The following is a 23185-nucleotide window of genomic DNA, read 5'->3' on the forward strand; positions in this document are numbered from 1 at the left end:
CCTCAGACCGCCAGCGGGAAAAGCGCGATGGTCAGGACGGTAATCAACGCCGTCGCGGCCAGGAAGTGCCAGTAGAGGGCGACATTGGCGATATCGATGTCGTAGATCGGCGTCAGCCGGCCGGCGAAAGATCGCGCCAGGCAATAGAAGAGCATCAGCGCGCCGACGGCGCCGTGGGCCGCGGTCCAGATGACCAGCACCCAGACCGTCGCTGGATAGACATGGGTGACCGGATCGAGTCCGGTGGCGTAAGGCGCCCAGACCAGCGCGGCGCCGCCTGCAAGGGCCAGCAAGGCACCGCCGCCCATCAGCGCCCGCGCCATGCCGACCGAACCGGCGCGGTTGATTCTGAGCGCCAGGCGGGCGGCGACCCATCCTCCCGCGAAGAAGACCAGCGCGACCAGCGGCCAGACGAGCCCGGGCCCCTCGACGCCGGCCGGCGGAAATTCCTCCTGGATCGTGAAGAAGAAGAAATAGCCGAAGACCAGCGACAAGAAGGCCGTGCCGTCGCCAACCATGGTGATGAACATCGCCCACCAGCCGACGGATTTCGGCCCCGACAGGTAAAGCGGCAGCGTCAGTCCGCGGCCGACATCCTTGTTCGGTTTCTCCGGGATGATGGCGGTGCCGCGCCACAGCCAGGTAAGGATCGCGGCGGTCGCCAGCACCATCGCGGCGATGGTCGCCAGCCACCAGTGGAAAGTCGCGAAGATGAAGACGGCGCCGAGGAATATCGCCGCCCACATGGTCATGAAGGTCGGACCGGGAACCCGCAGGCATTGCTCGGGCGTTGCGTCGAGAACGCCGGTCACCATCGTCTCGCGCTTCATTTCCTCGGCATCCGGCATGTAGAAGCGCCCCATGTCGACGTCTTCCATGAAACCCGGCTGCTCCCACAGCGGATAGCGGGTTTTCACGATCGGGATCGAACGCACGCCCCAGGCCTTGTCCTCGGTCTCGGCCAGCCACTCCAGCGTGCCGGCATTCCAGACATTGCGCTCGGCGCGGGGCAGATGGCGGCTCGGCCGCACGACGTCGAAGACGACGACGAGGAAGCCGGCGGCGAAGATGAAGGCGCCGACCGAGGAGATCAGATTGGGGATGTCGAGCCCGAGATCGGCTGGATAGGTCCAGATGCGGCGGGGCATGCCCATCAGGCCGGACCAGTGCATCGGCAGGAAGGCGACGTTGAAGCCGACGAACATCAGCCAGAAGGCGATCTTGCCGAGACCGTCGGAGAGTTTTCGCCCCGCCAGCATCGGCCAGAAATAGTAAACGCCGGCAACGACCGGAAACACCATGCCGCCGATCAGGACGTAATGAAGATGTCCGACGACGAAATAGGTGTCGTGGGCCTGCCAGTCGAACGGCGCGAGCGCGACCATGACGCCGGTGAGCCCGCCGAGCACGAAGATCGCCAGCGCGCCGGAGACGAACAGCATCGGCACGCGATAGATCACCCGGCCGGTCAGGAGCGTCGCCAGAAACACGAAGATCTGGACGCCGGTCGGGATCGCCACCGCCTCGGAGGCGGCCGAGAAGAAACCGAGCGAGATCGCCGGCAGGCCGGTTGTGAACATGTGGTGGACCCACAGGCCGAACGACAGGAAGCCGGTGCCGACGGCGGCCAGCACGATCCAGGAATAGCCGAGGATCGGGCGCTGGGCGAAGGTCGGAACGATCATCGCCAGCAGCGCGATCGCCGGCAGGAAGACGATGTAGACCTCCGGGTGGCCGAAGATCCAGAACAGGTGCTGCCACAGCATCGGGTCGCCGCCGCGCTCGGGATCGAAGAACGGCCAGCCGAACAGCCGCTCCAGCTCGAACAGGATGTCGCCGGCGATCAGCGGCGGAAACGCGAACAGGATCATGCCGGCGACGACGAGCACGTACCAGGCATAAAGCGGCATCAGATTGAGCCGCATGCCGGGCGGCCGGCACTTCAGCGTACCGACGATCAACTCCACCGCCGCGGCGATCGAGGCGACCTCGATGAAGGAAAGGCCGAGCAGCCAGATGTCGGGACCATAGCCCGGCGTGAAGCGCTCCTGGGTTGTCAGCGGCGGATACATGAACCAGCCGCTGGCCGGCGCGGAACCGAAGAAGATCGAGCCGGTGACGAACACCCCGCCGATGAGAAAGCACCAATAGCCGAAGGCCGACAGGCGCGGAAACGGCAGATCGCGCGCGCCGAGCATCTGCGGCAGGATGATGATCGCCACCGCCTCGAAGATCGGCACGGCGAACAGGAACATCATCACCGTGCCGTGCAGCGTATAGACCTGATTGTAGAAATTGGCCGACAGGAAATCATTGTCCGGAACGGCGAGCTGCACGCGGATCATCAGGCCGAGCACGCCGGCGAACAGCATGAAGGCGAAGGCGGTGGCGGTGTACCAGACCCCGACCTCGGTATTGTTCACCGCCGACCAGTAGCGCCAGCCTTTCGGCGCCTTACAGGCCTCGATCAGCCGCTCCTCCTGGGCCCGGCGGACGGCCTCGTCCTCCTGATCCTGATTGGTGGCGCCGGTTACGCCGGGCTTGCCGAAAGCGGTCTCGCTCATCGCAGCGCTCCCAGCCAGTCGGCGATGGCGGTGATTTCGGCCTCGGGCAGCATGGCGAAGGCGGGCATTTCGGCTCCCGGTTTGACGTGGGTGGGGGAGCGGATGAAGGCGGCGATATTCGCCGGCGTCGTCTCCAGTAGCCCTGCGCCGATGGTTCGCCGCGAGGCGATATGGGTAAGATCCGGTCCCACCGCGCCGTCGGCGGGCGTGCCGCGCACCGTGTGGCAGGCGCCGCAGCCGCGTTCGAGGAACCGCGCCGCGCCCTCGCCTTCGGTGACGGCGGCCGGCCGAGCCTGGATCTCGACATAGCGGGCGTAATCGGCCTCGGAAACGACCACGACGCGAAATCCCATCTGGGCGTGAGCGTCGCCGCAGAATTCGGCGCAGACACCGTTATAGACGCCCTCACGGGTCGGCTCGAGCACCAGCCGGTTGACCCGGCCGGGGATGGCGTCGGTCTTGCCGGCGATGGCCGGCACCCAGAAGGAATGGATCACATCCGGGCTGCCGAGGAGGATTTCGGAGCGTCGGCCGACCGGCAGCCAGAGCTCGTTGGCGCTTTCGACGCCGCCGGCGGGAAGGCTCTTGGCGACGCCCGGTTCGCCTTCGATGCCGTAGGCGATACGCCACCAGAAGCGCTCGCCGGAAACCGCGATCTTCGGCCCGTCGGCCTCGCGCCGGAGATCCGGCATCATGGCGAGGCCCCAGACGAGCAGGGCGGCCAAGACGATGGTGGGGACGACCGCACCACCCCAGATGATCAACCGGATGCCGGTCGCTTCGCTGTGAGCCGCCGGGTTGGCCCTGGTCGCATAGACGGAAAGGCCGATGACAAGCAGCCAGATGACCACAGCCCCGGCCAGCATGATCCAGAACAGGGTCTCGACGCTGGCGGCCTCGGTCCCGGCGCCATCGAAGGCCGATTGCGGGCCGGCGCAGCCTGCGGCGAGAACCGGAAGGAAGCCTGGGCTGACCGAACGCGCCCATCCGCGCATCGTCGCGATGCGACTCGGCGCGGCAAGCTTTGCGGTCCGTTGCGGTCGGCCTGTGGTCGGCCGCGATTCCGGCATGGGTCCCCCTGTCGTTCGGCGTCGCCGCCGACTGTGCCGGCGCATTGGCGAAGATAGCAGGGTCGCCGGATTCGGCCAGAGCCTGATCGGTGAACCGGCGATCGATCGCGCGCTTGTGGACATCGCGGTTCGCTCACTGAAAATTCCGTCCCTTCGGCAGCACCTGGCGCACCGCGCTATCGGCCGAGCGAGGACGATGCGCCGGATCGGCTGCCGCCAGCATGGAGTGGTGGCGGGCCAGCAGCTTGGCCTGACCGCGCTGTTCGTCGACCGGCCGGCGGATCTCGTCGGCCCGGCAGAGGGCCGAGTCGAGCGGTTCGGCGATCTGGACGTTTGTTCTGGCTTTCGCCGCGATCGGAGCCGCCTCGCGATCAAGGGACGACGGGCGTAGCGGATGCCTGACGTGATCGGCGGGAGAAAGGGTTCCGATCGCGGTAGCCTCGCCATTGGCGATCGGGACCAGCAGCGACGTCAGATCCTCCATTCGCTCGGCGACGATGTGGATCACGCCGCGATCGGACTGCATTCGTCCCGTCACCTTGACGAAGCGCGCGCCGAGAACGAGGGGACGGTAACGTTCGAAGATTTTCGGCCAGACGATGATGTTGGCGATGCCGGTCTCGTCCTCGATGGTCATGAAGATCACGCCCTTGGCCGAGCCCGGTCGCTGGCGGATGAGGACCAGCCCCGCGACCGCGACGCGGCTGCCCGAGCGCAGGGTTTCCAGCGTCTCGTTGGCCAGCACCCGCCTTTGTCGCAGTTCGGCGCGGACGAAGGACACTGGATGCGCTTTCAGGGAAAGCGACAGGAAACGATAGTCGTTGAACACCTCCTCGCCGACCGGCATCGGCGGCAGATGCGCGTCGGGCTCGGCCTGCAGATCCTTGGCCGAAGCGCGCTCGAACAGCGGCAGACGCTCGGCCGCGCCGTTCGGATCGAGCGCCCGGCAGGCCCACAGCGCGTCCCGGCGGCTGAGGCCGAGCGAGGCGAAGGCGTCGGCGTCGGCCAGCCGCTCGATCGTCGCGCGCCTCAGCCCCGAACGCAGCCACAGATCGCGGATCGAATCGTAGCCCGGCCCCCGCGCCGCGACCAATGCGGCCATCTCCTCTGCGCCGAGCCCCTTGACCTGGCGAAAGCCGAGACGGACGGCGTGGCGGGTCCGGATGGCGTCCCGCATGTCCTGGTGCCGGGCCTTCATGCGGCCGGGGTCGAAGGGGGCCGTCTCCAGCGTCTGGTCGAAGGCGGAGTGATTGACGTCCACCGGGCGGATCTCGACGCCGTGCTCCCTGGCGTCGCGGACGATCTGCGCCGGGGCGTAGAAGCCCATCGGCTGGGCGTTCAAAAGCGCGGCGGCAAAAACATCGGGGTAGTGGCATTTCAGCCAGCAGGAGGCATAGACGAGCAGCGCGAAGGAAGCGGCGTGGCTTTCGGGAAAGCCGTATTCGCCGAAGCCCTCGATCTGCTTGAAGCAGCGCTCGGCGAAGTCGCGCTCATAGCCACGCGCGACCATGCCTTCGACCAGCTTCTTCTGAAAGGTGTGGATGGTGCCGACCCGGCGGAACGTCGCCATGGCGCGGCGCAATTTGTCCGCCTCGTTCGGCGTGAAGCCAGCCGCGACGATGGCGATCCGCATCGCCTGTTCCTGGAACAGCGGCACGCCGAGGGTGCGGCCGAGCACCTTGCGCAATTCCTCCTTCGGGTAGGTGACCGGCTCCAGACCCATCTTGCGCCTCAGATAGGGGTGGACCATGTCGCCCTGGATCGGGCCGGGCCGCACGATCGCCGCCTCGATGACGAGATCGTAGAAGCATTCGGGCTTCAGCTTGGGCAGCATCGACATCTGCGCCCGGCTCTCGATCTGGAAGACGCCGAGCGTGTCGGCCCGCTGGGCCATCCGGTAGGTCGGCGTGTCGTCCGCCGCCAGCGACAGGTCGGCGAGGCTGAGCGTCACGCCATAATGGCTTTCAAGCAGACCGAAGCCGCGGCGCAGACACGACAGCATGCCGAGGGCGAGAATGTCGATCTTCAGGATGCCGAGCTCGTCGAGGTCGTCCTTGTCCCATTCGACGATGGTGCGCCCGTCCATGCCGGTGTTGAGGATCGGCACGACTTCGTCGATGCGGCCCTTGGTAATGACGAAGCCGCCGACATGCTGGGACAGATGCCGGGGGAAGCCGGCGAGTTCGGCGGCGAAATGGAGGACGTTCGCCGTGGTCGGATCCTCGGCCGCCAGGCCGGCCGCCGCGGCTTCCCGTTCCCCGAGATCGGAGGAGTGGTAGCCCCAGACCGAGCCGGACAGCGCCGCGACCGCGTCGTCCGACAGGCCGAAGGCCTTGCCGGCCGCGCGGGCGGCCGAGCGGGCGCGATAGGTGATGACGGTGGCGGCGATGGCGGCGTTGTCGCGGCCGTAATGGTCGTAGATGTACTGGATCACCTCCTCGCGGCGCTCGTGCTCGAAATCGATGTCGATGTCGGGCGGCTCGCGTCGGTCCGACGAGATGAACCGCTCGAACAACAGTCCGGCGCGCTCGGGCGAGACCTCGGTGATGCCGATGCAGAAACACACCACCGAATTGGCCGCCGAGCCGCGTCCCTGGCACAAAATGCCCTTTGACCGGGCGAATTCGACAATGTGGTGGACGGTGAGGAAATACGGTTCGTATTTCAGCTCGCCGATGATCTGAAGCTCGTAGTCGATCTGCCGGGTGACGCTCGCCGGAACGCCTTGCGGATAGCGCCATCTGGCGCCGTCATGGGCGAGAAAGCGCAGTTCTTCCGCCGGGGTGCGGGCCAGCTTCAGCGCCTCGTCGGGATATTCGTAGCGCAGACACTTCAGGTCGAAATCGAGTTCGGCGAGGAAGTGGTTGGCGGTCTCGACCGCCCAGGGATAGGCGCGAAACAGCCGCGCGATCTCGTCCGGGGCCTTCAAATGCCGCTCGGCGTTGCACGACAAAAGGCGCCCGGCTTCGGCGAGTAGCACATGCTCGCGAATCGCGGTCATCACGTCCTGCAGCCGGCGGCGGCCCGGCGCGTGGTGGAAGACGTCGTTGGTCGCCATCAGCGGCGTGCCGCAGCGCTCGGCGAGGCGGGCGGCGCGGGCGAGTCGGCGCTGGTCGAGCCCATCATGGGCCGGCGCGGCGGCGAGACGCACGGCGCCCTGAAAGGCCGACGCAAGCGCCTGGAGAGCGCTGGCGAGGCGAGCTTCGGCGAGGTCCGAGCCGCTTTTCTCGTCGTGGCCAAGCCCTGCCGGGACCATGACGGCAAGGTTGAGGCCCGCGCCCCATTCGAGCAAGTCCGGTAGATGAAGGACGCAGTCGCCCTTGCGGGTTCTGAGGTTGCCGAGGCTGAGCAGGCGACAGAGCCGGCCCCAGCCGGCGCGGTCGCGCGGATAGGCGAGAATGTCGGGCGTTGCGTCGCGAAAGACCAGCCGGGCGCCGGGCGCATAGGCAAGGCCGGCTTCTCGCGCCGCCTGATGGGCGCGCACCACGCCTGCGACGGTGTTGCGGTCGGCAAGGCCGAGGCCGGTAAGGCCGAGCCGGCGGGCGGTGACGACCAGTTCCTCTGGCTGCGAGGCGCCGCGCAGGAAGGAAAAGCAGCTGGCGACGCCGAGTTCGGCGAAAGCGGGCGGGGATGGCGGGGGTGTCATGCGAAGATCCCGTGCAGATACCAGGCCGGACGCGGGGCCGGCCGCTGCCATTCGGGATCGACCGCCGGGTCGGCCCAACCGGCTCGAAACAGCCAGAAGCGGCGGCCGTCGGCATCCTCGACGCGGTAATAGTCGCGCGCGGCCTCGCCCGCGTCCCGCCACCATTCGGCGCCGATCCGCTCCGGCCCCTCGGCGCGGCGCACGACATGCAGCGCCCGTCGCCAGCGAAATTGCAGCGGCGCGCCGTCCGGCACCTCGACGCTTGCCTCGATCGGCTCCGGCAGGGCGAGCAGCCGGACCGGCCGGGGCGCGCCGACCGGTGCAAGCCCCTGCCGGGCCGCGCAACCATGGGCCTCGCCGGCATTCACTGGCTGCCAGCGTTCGGCCCGTTCCGGCCAATGGCTGTCGGCGGCTTCGATCCGCAGGACGCTGGCCTCGCCGAGCCTTGCGCCGAGCCGGTCGATGAGGCTCCCGAAGGCGTCGACGGCCGCGTCGACGCCGGAGAGATCCGTCTGCACGTCCGGCATCGGCGCGGCCTCGAACACCGCCAGCTTGACGAGATCGTAGCCGTAGCCGGCGTCGAACTCCTCGCCGAGACCCTTCATGCGCTCGCGAAACAGGCGCTGCACATGGCCCGGCTCGCGCACCGGCCGCGACGCGCCGACGGCGAGCCGGTTGACCTGTCCGTCGATGCGGAACAGCGACAGTTCCAGCCGCCGCGCGCCGACGCCGCGTCGCGCCAGATCGTCCTTCAGCCGTTCGGCAAGGAGGAAAAGGACGCGTTCGACATCCTCGACCCGGCTGATCGGCTCGAACAGCCGGCGCTCGACGGCAAGCTCGGGCACCGGCCGGCGCGGACTGATCGGCCGGAAGATCCGGCCCGCCGCCGCGTCGAGGCGCGCGAGCAGGTCCTCACCAAACCGGCGGGCCAGCCCGGCGCGAGGGAGCGAGGAGAGCGATCCGACCGTCTTGAGGCCGAGCCGCCGCAGCATGGCGGCGAGGCTCGCCTCGAGCCGCAGCGCGGCGACGGGCAGCGGTGCGATCGCGGCCTGTTCCCCGCCCGCCGCAACGATGCGGGAGGCGTCGTGACCGACCAGGGCGAGCGCCGTGCCGGCATGGCTGGCGATCACGGCGGCCGCCGCGAAACCCTGCTGGAACAGGCGGGCCAGAATGTCGTCGATCAGGGCTTTCTCGCCGCCGAACAGATGGGCGCAGCCGGAAATGTCGAGGACGAGACCGCGCGGCGGGTCGAGCGCGACGAGCGGCGTGTAGCGGTCGCACCAGTCGGCAAGGACTGTCAGCAGCCGCGCGTCGGCCGCCGGATCGGCGAGGAGGGTGTCCAGACCCGGAAACCGCGCCCGCGCCTCGGCCAGCCCGACTCCCGGCGACAGCCCGTCGGCCTCGGCCCGCTCGCAGACAGCAGTGATCCGGTTGGCATTGGCGGTCGTCTCGTAGAGCGCCAGCGGCGTCATCAAGGTTGCGGCCGCATCCTCTTCACGACGCGCGTTGCAGCGCCATGCGCGTCCCAGCGTCTCGCGCCGGATCCGGTCGGTCGACAGGCGCGGCAGCGAGAGGGCGAGAAAACGCGGTTGCACGCTCTGGGCGAAGCGGATCGAAACGTCGCTCATGGGGGTTCCACTCCAGACTGAAATGCCGCAGCCTGCCATCGCGGGATTTTTCGACCGTGACGGCGAACACCGGATGGCCGATGAGCTTTTGATGATCGGCGAGGTCGGGCACGAAAGCCGCCGGCGATGGCCGCACGCGCAGCCTGAGCGGCGCCGCCGTCGCTTCGGCGCGGGCGCTCTGGCGCAGAAGCAGGAACGGCAGGCCGGCCTCGCGGGCGCGAAAATGCAGCCGCCTTGTGCCGTCGAGGCCGAGCCGCGCCGGATTGCCGCGCACCTCCAGGATCGCCATCGTCAGCGCCGACGAGGCGGCGGCTTCCTCGCCGGCCCAGGCCGCGTCCTCCAGCCGGCGGGTTCGCACGATGCAAAGCGCGCTCGGGTCGAGGCCGAATCCCGCAAGGCCGGGCCAATAGGGCAGGCCGGCTTCGCAAAACGCCATTCTGTCGCCGATCCACAAAAGCGGCTTGTCCGGCCGGACGCCGAAGCGCATCGCGAGGGCAAGGGCGAAACCCGCCAGCGTTCCGCCGTTCCGCGTCTCGTCGAGATGGATTTCGGTCAGGCCGGCGGCCGGAAAGCCGCCACCGAGCGCCGCGTCGGCCGCCTGGCAGCCGAGGGAGTAGAGTTTGAGCGCGCTGCGGCGGGATGCCGTCTTCGCCGCCGCCGTTTCGTCGGCGTGCTCCAGCCGGGCGACCGGTTGCCCCTCGATCCGGGCGATCTGGTCCCGCAACCGAATTAGGGTTGGATTCCTGGACCCTGTCACCGCGTCATTCGCCGCGGACAGCGCCCGCGCCGAGGGGGAGTCCGCCGGCCGGGCCGGCCAAGCATCGCTGACAGCCATGGAATCTCCTTCGGCCGCAAGGAGTTACGGCCGTTCCGCCTCTGCGAAAGAGGTTTTGTTCCTGATATGTTCCTATAGATTCCAGAGGGGAATGGGAGAGTCAAGCGAGGCGTTGTGCGATTATTTTCCTGTCGTATTGAATGGCGGGTGTACTTGACGACCGGCATTGTATCGGTAAATGATACAGCGCTTCAGGAGCGGCGATGATCGTTTCATACAAGGGCAAGACGGTCGAAGCTGTTGCCGCGGGCAGGGCAATCAAAGGATTTCCGGCTGATCTCGTCACGCGTGCCGAGCGCCGTTTGCGGGCTATCGCGAATGCGATCCAATTGGATGATCTTCGCTCTCCACCTGGCAACCGTCTCGAAAAATTGTCCGGGGATCGCACTGGACAGCATTCGATCCGCATCAACGATCAATGGCGCATCTGCTTCAGATGGGTCGAGAGAGGCGCCGAAGATGTCGAAATCGTCGACTATCACTGATCCCGTTTATGCCTCGGTAACCGCCAAGGAGGGCAGAATGGCCTTGCAGTTCGCTCGCCCCATCCACCCCGGCGAATTCCTCCGGGAGGAATATCTGGTTCCGCTGAACATGAGCGCCGGCGCGCTGGCCAGGCAGCTTCGTCTTCCGCGAACCCGTATCGAGCGGATCGTCAAGGAAGAGGTCGGAATCACGCCGGATACGGCGCTGCGCCTGGGGCGCTATTTCAACACGACCCCGCAGTTCTGGATGAATTTTCAGCAGGCCTATGAGTTGGAGACGCAGGCCGCGAAGCTGGCCGAGGAACTAGAATCCATCGAGCCCTTGCCGGTCGGGCCTATCGCTGCCTGAGAGGCGCGTCCGGCCGTTCGGCGCCCGGACACAGCTTGTCCCGTCCGCCCCTACACTCGCACCCGCCGCACCGCGTCGTCCGGTTCGATGCGGCCGTGCCACTGCTTGGGATAGCCGAGCGAGACCTCCTCGAAGGCGACGCCATCGATGTCGCGGCTGGAGCGGATGTGGATGTGGCCGGAGATCACCGCGCGGGCGGCAAAGCGGGTGTGCCAGTCCTCGGTGCGTCGCGTCCCGCACCACAGCGAAAAGCGCGGAATGCGCGGCAGCCGGGCGAGTTCCTCGCGCAGCGGCCAGTGATTGATCAGCACCGTCGGCAGGCCGTCGTCGAGCGCTTCGAGCCGCTGTTCGGTGAGGTCGCAGCGCGCCGCGCACCATTCGCTCCGGCTGGCGAAGGGCGCCGGCGACAGAAGCTGCTCGTCGGCGCAGCGAATGCCCGCTTCCCGCGCCCAGGCGACGGCGGCGTCGAGCGGCACATGGTCCGGCCGGAACGAATAGTCGTAAAGAAGGAACATCGGCACGATCCGCACAAGCGTCCCGTCGATCGCGGCGACCGGATAGGGGTCTTCGGGCGTCAGCACGCCGCGCTCGCGGCAACGTGCCACGAAGCGCTCATAGCGCGCCTCGCCGCGGAGCGCCGTTCCCCGCGAGGCGACCGACCAGAGCTCGTGATTGCCCGGCACCCAGACGAGTTGCTTGAACTTCGGCTGCAGGGCGTCGAACGCCAGATCGAGATGGCGCTCGGTCTCGCCGACGTCACCGGCCAGAATCAGCCAGTCGTCCGGCCGCGCCCTGATCCTGTGGATCGCCTCGCGGTTGGTCGGATGCCCGAGATGCAGATCGCCGACGGCGAAAAGTTTCACGAAGCAGACCAGCCCGTGTCCGCCCCATGAAGAAACGCAGCCTCCCCTGACGGGACGGCGGGATGGAGCTCCTCGACGATCCCGGTCAGGGGCACGGTTCGGAAAAAGCGGATCGGGCCGGCGGGATTGGCGGGCGAGACCGCCAGTGCCAGCCGGTGTTCGGCCGACATCCGCCGCCGGAGAAAGGTCCAGCGCGCGGGGTCGTCCGGGCAACTCGGCGCGAAGCCGATCGTCGGCGCTTCGTCGGTCAGATCGAAGGAAAAGCCGTCGAGCGGCAGCGCCAGCCCCATGCCGCGCGCCTTGATATAGGCTTCCTTGAGCGTCCAGAAGGCAAAGAAGCGCTCGTGCAGGGCCGGGCCGTCCGCGGCGCGCACATAGGTCGCCTCGGCCGGCGCGAAATACCGGCCGGCGAGGTCACGGACGGCGCTCTCGCGGCCGATCGTCTCGACATCGACGCCGAGATCGCAATGCCGGGCGACGGCGAGCGCGGCGAGGCCGCGGGTGTGCGACAAGTTGAAGGTCAACCCGTCATCGTCGCCGCCAGAAATCTCCGGCCGGCCGTAGCGGTTCGCCGTAAAACGCCAGGATTCAGGTGCGACGGGCCGGTAGCGCGACAGGGTTGTGCGCACCAGAGCCTTGCCGACCAGGAACTCTTCCCGCGCTCCGTCGACGCGGTAGCGCTCGTAACGCTCGTGCTCATCCGCATCGAGAAGCGCGCGATAGGGCGCGTGCAGAGCCGGCGCGACCTCGGGCAGGAAGGTCAGCCAGACGTCGATTCCGTCAAGCGGCGGCCGCTTCGCATTGGTGGCGGCGTCGCGGTGGGCGGTTTGCAAGGGCGCTCCTCGTCAATCGCGGCTGCTCGCGCATGGCGCGGTCTGGAACCTTTAACGCCGTTGGCTGTGAGCGCCGGGCCGCGGGGATTCCAGCTTATCGATCGGTTCGCCGAAGGTGAAGTCACCGCGGTGGCGCTTCCAAAGCGCCGGTGACCGTCTTGCCGGAGGACGAGATATGGAAACGAGGCGCGAGCGTGCCCGCGCCTCGACGATGTCTGGAAAATAGGGGTCAGTTGACCCGGTAGAGCGGCACGACGGGATCGGGGCGATCATCGGATGGTGAGATCCGGCGCTCATCTCGCCGTTCCCAGTGCCGCTCGCCGCGCTCATCCCGCCGCAACTCGCGACGGTCCTCCCGCCGTAACTCGCGCCGGATTTCACGGCGCAGCTCGCGCCGCTCGGCCCGGTCGTGGCGAAAATCGTCATCGTCAAACCGATCGCGCTCGCGGTGATATCGCCGGCTGCGGAAGTCGTCGTAGCGATCGCGCTCGCGATAGAAGCGGCGGGCCCGATAATGGTCGTCCCAGTAGCCCCCGATGGAGAAGCTGATCACCGGCGCCTCGATCGCCCGGATCGCGCGTTCCCCGGTGTAGCGCTGGTTACCGCCTGCATAGGCGAGGTAGTTCGACGACATCCAGCCGCGCTGGCCGTCATAGCCCACGTCGCACCAGGCGCGGCTCTCAAGGCATCCGTACACCCGGACCCTGTCGCCGCTGGCGACCACATCGACCGCCGGGTAGCGGGTGGAGGGGCCGGCGCGCAGATTGACGTCGGCGGTGGCAATGGCGCGCGAAGCGGCGTCGGCCGTCGCCGGAAGCGCGAACCCGCCGACGGCGGCGAGCAGTCCGAGAAGCATCTTGTTCATGTCATTTCCTCGCGAAACCGAGATGAAGATCTGTTGTCGCGAAGGAGTAAGCCATAGCCAGTCCGAACGGTTCCGGAACGGGGTTGTTATCCGCCGTTCAGAATGGCCGGTTCAGCGCTTCGCCTCGATCGCGTCCCACAGCAGCGCGGCGATGTCGGCACCGCCGAAGCGCTTGACCTCGCGGATGCCAGTCGGCGAGGTGACGTTGATTTCGGTCAGATAGTCCCCGATGACATCGATACCGACGAACAGGAGGCCGCGTTCCTTGAGCGCCGGACCGATCCGTTCGCAGATCTCCCGTTCGCGCGGCGTCAGCTCCGTTGCCGTGGCGGTACCGCCCACATGCATGTTGGAGCGCGTGTCGGTTTCGGCGGGAACCCGGTTGATGGCACCGGCATACTCCCCATCGACGAGGATGATGCGCTTGTCGCCCTTGCGCACGTCGTCGAGATAGCGCTGCACGATATAGGGTTCGCGGAACAGGACGCCGAAGGTCTCCATGAAGGAGGTGAGGTTGCGATCGTCTTTCCTGAGATGGAAAACGCCGGCGCCGCCATTGCCGTAGAGCGGCTTCATGACGATTTCGCCGAACTCGGCGCGGAAGGCGGCGACCTCCTCAGGGTCCTTGGTGATCAGCGTCTCCGGCATCAGGTCGGCGAATTCCATGACGAAGATTTTTTCCGGCGCGTTGCGCACCGAGGCTGGGTCGTTGACGACGAGCGTCTTCGGATGAACGCGTTCGAGGATGTGCGTGGAGGTGATGTAGGCCATGTCGAAGGGCGGGTCCTGGCGCAGCAGCACGACATCCATCTCCGCGAGATCGATCTTCCGGGATGGACCGAGGCTGAAATGATTGCCCTCTTCCTCGCGCAATTCCATCGTCTCGACTCGCGCGGTGACGTGGCCGCCGCGCATCGATAGCTGCTCCGGCGTGTAGTGGAACAGCTGGTGGCCGCGGTTCTGCGCCTCGAGACACAGCGCGAAGGTGGAATCGCCCTTGATCGAGATCGAGGAGACATGGTCCATCTGGACCGCGACTTTCAGCGCCATGCGGGCTGTCCTTTGCGTTTGAAACTGCGTGTGTCGAACGCGACGTAATGCCTTGCCGACCGGCTGGCAAATCCGCGTGTGGTCCGCCGCCGCCGGTCCCGGCGGTGGCCCCGACAGGAGACGTCAGGCGACCCAGCGCCGCCCTGTGGTTTCCAGCCCGAAAAAGCGCGGCGTGCGGGCGTATGTGGCGAGCCCCGCCAGCGCGGCGAGCGGCTCGGTAACGACGAAGAGCGGGATCTCGCGCATCAGATCGCTGTGTGGCGCCTTGTCCTCGAAGGCGGCGCGAAGCTGGTCGGTCTTGAGGATCGGCATGATCCGCTGGAAGATGCCGCCAGCAATGAAGACACCGCCGCGCGCCATGAAGATCAGCGCCAGATCGCCGGCGACCCGTCCGAGATAGGTGGCGAACAGATCGACCGCCTCGATGGAGAGCGGTTCCTTCTGATTAACCGCCGCGTCGGTGATATCGGCCGGCGTGGTGTGGACCGGATCCGCGCCGTCCACCGCCGCGATGGCGCGGTAGAGATTGACCAGCCCGCGTCCGCACAGCACCTGTTCGCCCGAAATCCGACCCTCGATGGTCTCCAGATGCGGCCAGATCGCCAGATCCCGCGCGGTGCGCGGTCCAAGGTCGACATGACCGCCTTCGCCAGCCACCGGTATCCACATGTTGCGGGCCCGCACGAGACCCGCGACGCCGAGGCCGGTTCCGGGGCCGACGACCGCCCGGCTGGCGCCTTCATGGACTTCGCCTCCGCCGATCTTCATGCGCGATTGCTCGCCGAGGGAGGAGATCGCCAGCGCCTGCGCCTCGAAATCGTTGACGACGATCACCTCGCCGATTCCGAGCCCGGCCAGCATTTGTTGCGGGCGGATCACCCAGGGCGCGTTGGTGAGGTCGATCTCGTCACCATCGATCGGCCCGGCGACAGCCAGCACCGCCGATTTCGGTTGCACCGACGTCTTGTCGAGCACGGTCTCCTGGATGGCGTCGTCGACGGTCTCGAAATCGGCGGTCTGGACGACCGGAAACATCTTGGGTTCGGCGAAGGAGTCGAGAAGCAACGCGAAGCGGGCATTGGTGCCGCCGATGTCACCGATCAGGATCGGAAATTTCAGCGCGTCAGCGCCGTCCCGCCGTTGTTCCATGGGTCGCCTGCTTCAATCGATTCGTATGACGATCGACATAGGACACTGCCGTGACGAACGCAAAGCATCCGGATCGGCTTGGATGACCGGCCTCGTCAGATCGCCCGGCACGCTTGCTACCTGGCGATGAGAGAATGCCGGTTGCGGGGTGATTGTCGCACGCGGACCTTCCATGCGGACGCGGTGAGGCTTGGGCGACAAGCGTTCGGCAACGCTTGATCCAGATCAATATGGATTCACCCTTTGCGCCTATCATTGCGCAAGGTTCATTTTCATACTGCCGATTGACGGTAGCTTGGTTTGACGTGGGAGAAAGTCGATGTCGACTGCGAATACAACCCGAGGCGTTGTCACGTCCATCACTGTTACGATTTCTTATCCCGATGATTCGACGAAGCAAACGACGATCGAAAATCCTGCGGACAAGCTGAAGGTACTGATCTTTGACGAAGAATTTGCTGCCGCGATGGCTGATGCCGAGCTGATATCACCGGAAGCGGTCGCCGAATGGACCGCCCCCGGCAAGTGGCAGGAGCGGCACACCTTCCTCGTTCACGGTGCCGGGATAGAGGGTGCGGCCGCCCCCATTCAGGCGTCGAGCAAGTCCGGTGATGGCACTTGCCTGATCTGCATGTGCCAGTTTTGCGAAAATCCCGTCATCTTGAAATAGTCAGGCGCCGGTCGCGGTGCACAGACCGGCTCTGCTAGCTGCTTGGTTCGCCGCATCGGCTGTTACCGCTCGGGGCGGTCCGTCGGTATCGGTACCGAGCCGGCCGGCGCATAGGCGAGGCCGACGGACGCGGCGGTGGCCTTCGTGCCGGTTGCCGCGATCATGGCGCCGGACGAGCCCATCGCCGGCGCGTTCGCCACCGCGCGGCACTGTTTCGGCAAGTCGGCCAGCGTCATCGCCGGCTTGGGCTTCGCCGGCTTGGCATTCGGCGGTGGCGGCTGCAGGGCGACGTCGAACCACCAGTCGAGATCGCCGCAGCCGTCGCCCCGGCCTGTGGATTTCTGTTCGGTACAGTCCGGCGATCCGGGCTGGCAGAACAGCCGCACATGGAAGTGCTCGTGATGGCCGTAATAGGGCCGCACCTTGTTCAGCCAGACGCGATCGCCGCTGGAGGTTTCGCAGAGCTTCTTTTTGATGCCGGGATGGACGAAGATCCGCTGCACCTTGGAGTCCTCGGCGGCGAGCTTGATCAGGTCGCGGTAGCGCGCGTTCCAGATCCTGTCGTCGACCTGGAAGGTGCCTTTCTTCAGGACCGACCGGAAGGGAAAGTCTTCCCGCGCCGCGGCCGTCAGGCGCGGTGTCGGCATCGGCTGCAGCCAGATATCGGCGTCGAGGCCGATCTGGTGCGAGCTGTGTCCATACGGCATCGGACCGCCACGCGGTTGCGACATGTCGCCGACCAGGAGGCCCGGCCAGATTCCGCGCCGTGCCGCTTCCCGGGACAGGTTCTCGATGAAGGCGACGGTCGTCGGGTGGCCGTAATGCCGGTCGCGCGACAGGCGCATCGCCTGCCAGGTGGGACCGTCGGCGGCAAGCTGGGCGCCGCCCGCCAGGCACCCTTTGGTATAAAAGCCGAGGCTCTCCGCCGGCAGCGCGGCGGCCGTGCGCTGGGCGCTGAAAATCTGTTTCGCGTTCGGCTCCGCGAACGTCTGTCCGGTCGTGGTCAGAAACGCCAGCGCCGCCGCGATAGTGGCGAATACCCGAAGCGTTCGTGAAGCAGGCTTCATGAAGATCCCTCGAACTGGATGACATCGCGGATTTTAGACGGGTCGGATGGCCCCGGCCTTGCCGGGCGAGTCCGTCTCGCGATCGCCCGCAACCTTGCGCCGGGATGCGTCGATTTCATGACCCGGCCGGTCAGGCGACCGGCACCCAGTCGCCGCTGCGCCCGGCCGCAAAAAGCGCGTCGATCGCGGCCTGGTTGCGGCGGCTGGATTCCAGCGGGAAGACCGCCCCGTTCCCGGCCACCGCTTCGCCGAACGCCTCGATCTGCAAGCGATACTGATCGATCCCGGGAAAGCGGAAGGTCTCGGTCAGCCGGTGGCCGCGATCGTGCAGCAGAACCTTGTCGCCGTCGTAAAGGCTCGCATTGAACGGCGCGGCAAGCTCGATGAAGCCCTCCTCGCCGTGGAAGACGATCGTCTGGCGTTGCGCCATGCGGGTGCCGAGATAGACGCTCATCTCGAAATCGCCGAAGTCGACCGTGCCGGTCACGAAGGAATCGGTGCCGAACGCCTCGTCGGTCACGACCCTGGCGCGGACACGCACGGGCTCCCTGCCGGTCGCGAAGCGCGACGTGACGAGCGGATAGACGCCAATGTCGCGCAGCGCGCCGCCGCCGAGTTCCGGCCGATTGCGCATATTGGCGGGGTCGACATTGTGGTAGCTGAACGACGCCTCCACATGGACAAGCCGTCCGATCGCGCCCTCGGCGATGAGGTCGCGCACCTTCGCCCATTGCGGATGATAGGTGACCATGAAGGCTTCGGACACGATGACGCCCGCGCCCTTCGCGGCCGCGATGATGCGCTCGATGTCCGTTGCGGTCATGCCCATCGGCTTTTCGCAGAGCACATGCTTGCCGGCGGCGATCGCCTTCAGGGTCCATTCCGTGTGCTGGGCCGTGGGCAGCGGAATATAGATCGCGTCGACATCGGGAGAGGCGAGCAGTTCGTCATAGCTGCCATAGGCACGCGGGATGCCGAAGGCGGACGCGATCTCCCGAGCACGTTCGAGATCGCGGCTGGCGATCGCCGCCAGCGAGCCGTTGGTCGCCTTGCCGATCGCCGGCATCAGATGCTCGCGCGCGATCTTGGCCGTCGACAGGATTCCCCATTTCAGCATGTCCGGCACGTCCTTCTCCAGGTTCGAAACGTCGCGAAGGCTCTTCGGGACGACGCGAAGCCGTCTCTCCACCGGCAGGAGCCGGCCGGTCGCGGTCAGCCGCCGAGCACCGCCTTCACCGCCGGCAGATCCTTCAACGGCGTCTGCGGACGCGGGCCGATCTGCCCGATGATATGGCCGGCTGCGGCGACGCCGAGTTTTGCACATTTCTCATGGTCGAGACCCATCGTGTAGCCACGCAGAAAACCGCTGGCGAAGAGGTCGCCCGCGCCGGTCGTGTCGACGACGTCCGCTATCGCCAGCGCCGGCACCGAAACGCGCTGATCCCCGTCGACGACGATGCAGCCCTTTTCGCTGCGGGTCACGGCGCAGAAGCGTTTGGTGTCCTTCGCCAGCTGGTCGAGCGCGGTGCCCAGATCGTTCACTTCGTAAAGCGACAAGGCCTCGCTTTCATTGGCGAAGACGATGTCGACGGTGCCAGAGCGCATGAGGTCGAGGAATTCGTCGCGGTAGCGATGGACGCAGAACGCGTCGGACAGCGTCATCGCGACCTCGCGGCCGTTGTCGTGGGCGATCCGCGCCGCCTCGACGATCGCCTGCTTGGCGCGGGGCGGGTCCCACAGATAGCCCTCGAAATAGGTGACCTTCGCGGCCGCGACCACGGCCGCATCGATGTCCTCCGGGCCGAGCTCGACACAGGCGCCGAGATAGGTGTTCATCGAGCGCTGGCCGTCCGGCGTGACCAGGATCATCGAGCGGGCGGTCGGCGGATGGCCGTCAAGCGGCCTGGTGGCGTAGTGGACGCCGAGGGCGCGGATGTCGTGGGCGAAGATTTCGCCGAGCTGGTCGTTGGAGACCTTGCCGACATAGGCGCCGGTTCCGCCGAGGCTGACGAGGCCGGCGATCGTGTTGCCGGCGCTGCCGCCGGACATTTCGATGCCGGGGCCCATGACGCCGTACAGATGCTCCGCCCGCTCGGTATCGATCAGCGTCATGCCGCCCTTCTGGATCGCCTCGCGGTCGAGAAAGCCGTCGTCGGCGCGCGCGATGATGTCGACGATCGCGTTGCCGATCGTGAGAACGTCGTAATCTGTCATGCTGGGGTCCGTCGTTGAAAATCGCGGCCTTCCTAGCGCGCGGTGCCCCGGTTGGCCAGACGCGCCGCCGATCCGGCCCCGTAGTTGCGGGCGCCAGCGCCGCTGCCTATCTCGCCGGGGACGGAAAGGATTCAACGATGATCTTCGCCTCCGCCCGGCTGGCTTTCGCCGATATTTTCTCGGCCCCGTTCCGGGGCGCGTTGTGGAAGGCCCTCGGGCTCACCGCCGTGGTGCTGGTCGCCCTGTGGTTCGGGATCGCGGCGATCGCCGAATGGTTCGCGGTGCCGTTCCTGTCCAATCTGTTTCCCGACGTTCCGGCCTGGGTCGATCAGGCGGGAACGCTGGCCGGCTGGGCGGCCGGCTTCGCCCTCGCCATCCTGCTGGCCTTCCTGATCGGGCCGATCAGCGCGGTCATCGCCAGCCTGTTTCTCGACGATGTGGCCGAGGTGGTCGAGGCGAACACCTATCCCGAGGTCTCGGCCGGGACGGCGATGCCCTTCGTGCCCGGCCTGATCCTGTCGGTGAAATTCTTCGGCGTGGTGATCCTCGGCAATCTTCTGGCGCTCATCCTGCTGCTGGTGCCGGGGATCAACATCGCCGCCTTTTTCGTGGTCAACGGATATCTGCTCGGCCGCGAATATTTCGAGTTCGCGGCGATGCGCTATCGGACGGAAGCCGAGGCGAAGGCGCTGCGCGGCCGCTACGGCACGACGGTGTTTCTGGCCGGCCTGCTCATCGCCGGGTTCCTCGCGGTGCCGTTGCTCAACATTTTCACGCCGCTCTTCGCAGCGGCGCTGATGGTGCATCTCCATCAGCGTGTCTCGCGCAAGGAGGGCGGGCTGATCCCAGGCGAAGCGACGAGCGCGGCCCGCATGGTGCGGGGGTAAGCGGCCGTTTTGGGTGGTTAGTTCTAGGGCTACCTTCGGGCCGCCGATCTCACGAAGCAGACATTCAACCGGGTCGCACCGAGCGTTAACTCGGCGGCCAATGTCGGTCAGCCTCCAGCCGCGCGAACATCCGTACAATTCGCCCCTTCATTCGCGGATTCGGCTGACGGAAGGATAGGCAGTTTCGCCGCTACGTCGCTGGCGAAAAGATGGCAAGCCATCGCTATTTCGTAGAAGTCCGACGCCGATATCACGACGGGTTCGTCGAGCGCATATGTTCGGGTCCGCGTGACGCGATTCATATAGATCGGCACGTCCTCGCCCTTGCCGAACGGGTTGTCCGGTTCGTGCGTGTCGATCACTTCGCCGGGCATTAATTCGATTTCGGCTTCGCCGCGATGATAGAACATACGAAGGCGCGGAAAGCGAAGCGTCATAGATCCGGTATCGTCCACGTCCCGCGCGCCGACGCGCCCGCCGCGATGCTCCAGACAGTTTCGGACCTTTTGCAGCGACAAAAATTCAGCGTCGAACGCCATCGGTTCGGTAAGCCCAGCGTTCACATCTTCTAGCAGCTTTGGAAACAGCAGCTTCGCGGCGTCGGCGCGTATTGCGGCGATATCCGCCTCGACCTTTGCCAGCGTCGTTAGACCCGCCTCGCGCTTTGACATTGTTAGATAAAGTACAGCTTCCTCAAGCGTCTCGCGTACGCCGCGCGCCAAGTCCTGAAAGCCTTTGCTCAAAATCCAGTTCTGAAACGTTATGCGTCGTTCTTCATCGCTCATTTCGATACCGGAAAATTGGTATCCCAAAAGTCCGCCCTGCATCTCCGGTGGCGACAGATCGTCGTTGGTGAGCGCTCGAAGAGCGGTCGCTACGACTTGGCTTGCGATAATGACTACGCGCTGTGCCGGCGCCGCAACGCCATTTGGCTGGAGCGTGATTTGTAGCGCCGGCGGTTCACTCATTCGCCATCCCCGGCCGGTCAAGTTTGCGCAACGGCACGGTAGAGATCACGCATTCTCTTTCCGTTGAAGGCCGACTGACTTCCCTACCCACAGCCGGCGTGCTCGATTCGAACGGGCGTGCCGGTCCAATAGCACTTCGTACACGTTGGCCGTTCCCATTCGCGTTCGTCGCACGGTCCAAGGTCCATTCCTGGGGCAGTATACCATGGTGGCAGCGACACGGCACGCATTAGGACATAAAACCCCTGCTGCATTTCGAGCTTTTCCATCGCGCGGAAAGTCTGCTTTCGGGCACGGGTGAGACTTCGTCCATCGTTCGGTCAGCCGGACGCGGTCGGTTCCGGCAGGAGACCGGGCGGCAACTCGCGAAGCGGCGCCGGAACGACGCACGTCTTGACGTCGGCCTTGCAGAGATCGGCGATCACGCAGGCCTCGCAGGCGGGCTTGCGCGCCTTGCAGACATAGCGGCCGTGCAGGATCAGCCAGTGATGCGCGTGGCGGAGATAGGGCGGGGGGATGATCCTCAACAGCCCCGCTTCCACCGCCTCCGGCGTCTTGCCGGGCGCGAGCTTCAGCCGGTTGCCGAGCCGCAATATGTGGGTGTCGACGGCGAGCGCCGCCTCGCCGAAGGCCGAGTTGAGCACCACGCTGGCGGTCTTCCGCCCGACGCCCGGCAGCGCTTCGAGCCCGGCGCGATCGCGCGGCACCTCGCCGCCATGCTGCTCGACCAGGGTCCGGGCCAGCGCCGCGACGTTCCTGGCCTTGTTGCGATAAAGCCCGATCGTGCGGATATGCTCCCGGATCATGTCTTCGCCGAGGGCGGCCATCTTTTGCGGCGTGTCGGCGATCTGGAAGAGCTCGCGGGTCGCCTTGTTGACGCCGGCGTCGGTCGCCTGGGCCGACAGCACCACGGCGACCAGCAGGGTGAACGGGTTGGAATGTTCGAGCTCCCCCTTCGGCTCCGGCCGCTGCACGGCGAAACGGCGGAAGATTTCCGCGATCTCTGCGCGAGTATAGGGGATTCGCCGCCGGGCGGGCGGACGCTGCGCGGATCGCCGTTGAGACGAAGCGTCGCTGCTCTTGCGCTTGACCGATTGGGGAAGTGGGACGATCTTTTCTGTCATGTCGGTCCTATAGCGATGCGGGAGCATGGGTGACAATTCCACGGTGAACCGAACCGGCGACCAGGCGGCCGACCGGCCTATCTTCCAGGCTCTGCTGGTGCCCTATCGCTCGCTCGGCCCGCGCGGCTTCACGGTGGTGATGGCCTTCGTCGCTCTGGTGAGTCTGGCGACCAGTCTCGGCTTTCTCGCCAGGGGCGCATGGCCGGTCGTCGGCTTTTTCGGCCTCGACGTCCTGCTCGTCTGGTGGGCTTTCCACGCCAGTTTCCAGTCGGCGAAGGCGCGCGAGGAGGTGTCGCTGTCGCGCACCGATCTGGCGATCCGCAAGATCTCGCCGCGCGGGGTCGTGCGCGAGGCCCATCACAACCCGTTCTGGGCGCGGTTCCATGTCGCCCGGCACGAGGAAATCGGCATCACCCGCATGAGCGTCGATTCGCGGAGTGCCTCCACCGAAATCGGCGGCTTCCTCAATCCCGACGACCGCGAGAGCTTCGCCCGCGAATTCAACCGCGCGCTGTTGACGGCCAAGGGCCGCTGAGAACGGGCTTGGGCCGAAAATCGGGTGGCAGGTCTCTCGTGGCTGTGGTTTGACGGGAGCCGAAGGAGACCACGCCATGCTTTCCATCGATGTCACCACGGTTGACCGCGTCGCCGTCCGGCCCGCATCCACGCCCGCCTCCGCCGGCCTGTCCGACTACGATACCGTTCGCCGCACGATCGAGTTCATCTCGACCGAATATCGCCACCAGCCGAGCCTTGGCGAGATCGCCGGCGCACTCGGCAGCGACGAGGAAGCGCTGTCGGCGGTGTTCAAGCGCTGGTCGGGCCTGACCCCGAAGGCGTTCCTGCAGGCCGTCACCATCGACCATGCCCGCCGCCTGCTCGGCGAGGGCGCCACGTTGTTCGACGCCGCCTTCGAGG

Annotated in this window: 20 protein-coding genes and 1 pseudogene; 6 read left to right on the plus strand and 15 right to left on the minus strand. The window is 66.4% G+C overall.

The genetic code is table 11. The features are described 5' to 3' along the window. Positions 1-2 precede the first annotated feature (2 nt). The 5 genes from ctaD to MJ956_RS02795 form a co-directional block, all read right to left on the minus strand. Complete coding sequence (gene ctaD / locus MJ956_RS02775; protein ID WP_253962953.1) at positions 3-2564, minus strand: cytochrome c oxidase subunit I; 2562 nt, start codon at positions 2562-2564, stop codon at positions 3-5. Then, entirely contained in the window at positions 2561-3634 is a 1074-nt protein-coding gene (coxB, locus tag MJ956_RS02780) for a cytochrome c oxidase subunit II (protein ID WP_253962954.1), read from the minus strand. The genes ctaD and coxB overlap by 4 nt, the downstream gene beginning before the upstream one ends. Before the next feature lie 133 nt (positions 3635-3767). Then, complete coding sequence (locus MJ956_RS02785; protein WP_253962955.1) at positions 3768-7280, minus strand: error-prone DNA polymerase; 3513 nt, start codon at positions 7278-7280, stop codon at positions 3768-3770. Beyond that, complete coding sequence (locus MJ956_RS02790; protein ID WP_253962975.1) at positions 7277-8752, minus strand: DNA polymerase Y family protein; 1476 nt, start codon at positions 8750-8752, stop codon at positions 7277-7279. The genes MJ956_RS02785 and MJ956_RS02790 overlap by 4 nt, the downstream gene beginning before the upstream one ends. A 22-nt stretch (positions 8753-8774) precedes the next feature. Further along, complete coding sequence (locus MJ956_RS02795; RefSeq protein WP_253962956.1) at positions 8775-9743, minus strand: ImuA family protein; 969 nt, start codon at positions 9741-9743, stop codon at positions 8775-8777. A gap of 203 nt (positions 9744-9946) precedes the next feature. Between MJ956_RS02795 and MJ956_RS02800 the strand changes: the two genes are divergently transcribed. Together MJ956_RS02800 and MJ956_RS02805 are read left to right on the plus strand one after the other, a co-directional pair. Further along, positions 9947-10228, plus strand: coding sequence for a type II toxin-antitoxin system RelE/ParE family toxin (locus MJ956_RS02800; RefSeq protein ID WP_253962957.1), 282 nt, complete (start codon positions 9947-9949; stop codon positions 10226-10228). Positions 10229-10265: 37 nt separating this feature from the next. Beyond that, complete coding sequence (locus tag MJ956_RS02805) at positions 10266-10577, plus strand: HigA family addiction module antitoxin (RefSeq protein WP_253962958.1); 312 nt, start codon at positions 10266-10268, stop codon at positions 10575-10577. Positions 10578-10627: 50 nt separating this feature from the next. Here MJ956_RS02805 and MJ956_RS02810 read toward each other — a convergent pair whose 3' ends face one another. The 5 genes from MJ956_RS02810 to MJ956_RS02830 form a co-directional block, all read right to left on the minus strand. Further along, entirely contained in the window at positions 10628-11440 is an 813-nt protein-coding gene (locus tag MJ956_RS02810) for a metallophosphoesterase family protein (protein ID WP_253962959.1), read from the minus strand. Continuing rightward, entirely contained in the window at positions 11437-12273 is an 837-nt protein-coding gene (locus tag MJ956_RS02815) for a 4'-phosphopantetheinyl transferase family protein (protein ID WP_253962960.1), read from the minus strand. The genes MJ956_RS02810 and MJ956_RS02815 overlap by 4 nt, the downstream gene beginning before the upstream one ends. A 229-nt stretch (positions 12274-12502) precedes the next feature. Beyond that, positions 12503-13138, minus strand: a complete 636-nt coding sequence (locus tag MJ956_RS02820) for an SH3 domain-containing protein (protein ID WP_253962961.1) — start codon at positions 13136-13138, stop codon at positions 12503-12505. A 111-nt stretch (positions 13139-13249) separates the two neighbouring features. Next, positions 13250-14188, minus strand: coding sequence for a glutathione synthase (gshB, locus tag MJ956_RS02825; protein WP_253962962.1), 939 nt, complete (start codon positions 14186-14188; stop codon positions 13250-13252). A gap of 123 nt (positions 14189-14311) precedes the next feature. Further along, on the minus strand, positions 14312-15337 hold the full coding sequence (locus MJ956_RS02830; RefSeq protein ID WP_253962963.1) for a glucokinase: 1026 nt from the start codon (positions 15335-15337) through the stop codon (positions 14312-14314). Between the two features lie 319 nt (positions 15338-15656). Here MJ956_RS02830 and MJ956_RS02835 point away from each other — a divergent pair, with 319 nt between their 5' ends. Continuing rightward, on the plus strand, positions 15657-16007 hold the full coding sequence (locus MJ956_RS02835; protein ID WP_253962964.1) for a hypothetical protein: 351 nt from the start codon (positions 15657-15659) through the stop codon (positions 16005-16007). A gap of 62 nt (positions 16008-16069) precedes the next feature. On the opposite strand, the gene mepA is transcribed toward MJ956_RS02835, so the two are convergent. From mepA to MJ956_RS02850, 3 genes are all read right to left on the minus strand, one after another. Beyond that, entirely contained in the window at positions 16070-17074 is a 1005-nt protein-coding gene (gene mepA, locus MJ956_RS02840) for a penicillin-insensitive murein endopeptidase (protein ID WP_253962965.1), read from the minus strand. Positions 17075-17204: 130 nt separating this feature from the next. Beyond that, entirely contained in the window at positions 17205-18191 is a 987-nt protein-coding gene (locus MJ956_RS02845) for a Gfo/Idh/MocA family protein (RefSeq protein ID WP_253962976.1), read from the minus strand. Between the two features lie 95 nt (positions 18192-18286). Continuing rightward, the gene (locus tag MJ956_RS02850; protein ID WP_253962966.1) at positions 18287-19288 is read right to left on the minus strand and encodes an adenosine kinase; all 1002 of its coding nucleotides are present in this window, start codon (positions 19286-19288) and stop codon (positions 18287-18289) included. A 137-nt stretch (positions 19289-19425) separates the two neighbouring features. On the opposite strand from MJ956_RS02850, the gene MJ956_RS02855 reads away from it, so the two are divergent. Next, on the plus strand, positions 19426-20175 hold the full coding sequence (locus MJ956_RS02855; protein WP_253962967.1) for a sulfate transporter family protein: 750 nt from the start codon (positions 19426-19428) through the stop codon (positions 20173-20175). Positions 20176-20282: 107 nt separating this feature from the next. Here the strand turns inward: MJ956_RS02855 and MJ956_RS02860 are convergent, their stop codons facing one another. Further along, complete coding sequence (locus tag MJ956_RS02860; protein WP_253962968.1) at positions 20283-21143, minus strand: hypothetical protein; 861 nt, start codon at positions 21141-21143, stop codon at positions 20283-20285. Between the two features lie 320 nt (positions 21144-21463). Beyond that, on the minus strand, positions 21464-22267 hold the full coding sequence (gene nth / locus MJ956_RS02865; RefSeq protein WP_253962969.1) for an endonuclease III: 804 nt from the start codon (positions 22265-22267) through the stop codon (positions 21464-21466). Between the two features lie 25 nt (positions 22268-22292). On the opposite strand from nth, the gene MJ956_RS02870 reads away from it, so the two are divergent. Both MJ956_RS02870 and MJ956_RS02875 read left to right on the plus strand, forming a co-directional pair. Further along, positions 22293-22802 (plus strand): DUF2244 domain-containing protein, encoded by a 510-nt coding sequence (locus tag MJ956_RS02870; protein ID WP_253962970.1) that lies wholly within the window; start codon positions 22293-22295, stop codon positions 22800-22802. Positions 22803-22878: 76 nt separating this feature from the next. Next, positions 22879-23185 (plus strand): annotated as a pseudogene (locus MJ956_RS02875) (6-O-methylguanine DNA methyltransferase); the annotation flags it as partial.

It is taken from the genome of Aurantimonas marianensis, from assembly GCF_024195285.1.
Lineage (GTDB): Bacteria > Pseudomonadota > Alphaproteobacteria > Rhizobiales > Rhizobiaceae > Aurantimonas > Aurantimonas marianensis.

Excerpts from the sequence above, each read along its gene's own strand:
- ctaD (WP_253962953.1), bottom strand. The coding sequence starts at position 2,564 with ATGAGCGAGACCGCTTTCGGCAAGCCCGGCGTAACCGGCGCCACCAAT.
- coxB (WP_253962954.1), bottom strand. The coding sequence starts at position 3,634 with ATGCCGGAATCGCGGCCGACCACAGGCCGACCGCAACGGACCGCAAAG.
- MJ956_RS02785 (WP_253962955.1), bottom strand. The coding sequence starts at position 7,280 with ATGACACCCCCGCCATCCCCGCCCGCTTTCGCCGAACTCGGCGTCGCC.
- MJ956_RS02790 (WP_253962975.1), bottom strand. The coding sequence starts at position 8,752 with ATGACGCCGCTGGCGCTCTACGAGACGACCGCCAATGCCAACCGGATC.
- MJ956_RS02795 (WP_253962956.1), bottom strand. The coding sequence starts at position 9,743 with ATGGCTGTCAGCGATGCTTGGCCGGCCCGGCCGGCGGACTCCCCCTCG.
- MJ956_RS02800 (WP_253962957.1), top strand. The coding sequence starts at position 9,947 with ATGATCGTTTCATACAAGGGCAAGACGGTCGAAGCTGTTGCCGCGGGC.
- MJ956_RS02805 (WP_253962958.1), top strand. The coding sequence starts at position 10,266 with ATGGCCTTGCAGTTCGCTCGCCCCATCCACCCCGGCGAATTCCTCCGG.
- MJ956_RS02820 (WP_253962961.1), bottom strand. The coding sequence starts at position 13,138 with ATGAACAAGATGCTTCTCGGACTGCTCGCCGCCGTCGGCGGGTTCGCG.
- gshB (WP_253962962.1), bottom strand. The coding sequence starts at position 14,188 with ATGGCGCTGAAAGTCGCGGTCCAGATGGACCATGTCTCCTCGATCTCG.
- MJ956_RS02830 (WP_253962963.1), bottom strand. The coding sequence starts at position 15,337 with ATGGAACAACGGCGGGACGGCGCTGACGCGCTGAAATTTCCGATCCTG.
- MJ956_RS02835 (WP_253962964.1), top strand. The coding sequence starts at position 15,657 with ATGTCGACTGCGAATACAACCCGAGGCGTTGTCACGTCCATCACTGTT.
- mepA (WP_253962965.1), bottom strand. The coding sequence starts at position 17,074 with ATGAAGCCTGCTTCACGAACGCTTCGGGTATTCGCCACTATCGCGGCG.
- MJ956_RS02845 (WP_253962976.1), bottom strand. The coding sequence starts at position 18,191 with ATGCTGAAATGGGGAATCCTGTCGACGGCCAAGATCGCGCGCGAGCAT.
- MJ956_RS02850 (WP_253962966.1), bottom strand. The coding sequence starts at position 19,288 with ATGACAGATTACGACGTTCTCACGATCGGCAACGCGATCGTCGACATC.
- MJ956_RS02855 (WP_253962967.1), top strand. The coding sequence starts at position 19,426 with ATGATCTTCGCCTCCGCCCGGCTGGCTTTCGCCGATATTTTCTCGGCC.
- MJ956_RS02860 (WP_253962968.1), bottom strand. The coding sequence starts at position 21,143 with ATGAGTGAACCGCCGGCGCTACAAATCACGCTCCAGCCAAATGGCGTT.
- nth (WP_253962969.1), bottom strand. The coding sequence starts at position 22,267 with ATGACAGAAAAGATCGTCCCACTTCCCCAATCGGTCAAGCGCAAGAGC.
- MJ956_RS02870 (WP_253962970.1), top strand. The coding sequence starts at position 22,293 with ATGGGTGACAATTCCACGGTGAACCGAACCGGCGACCAGGCGGCCGAC.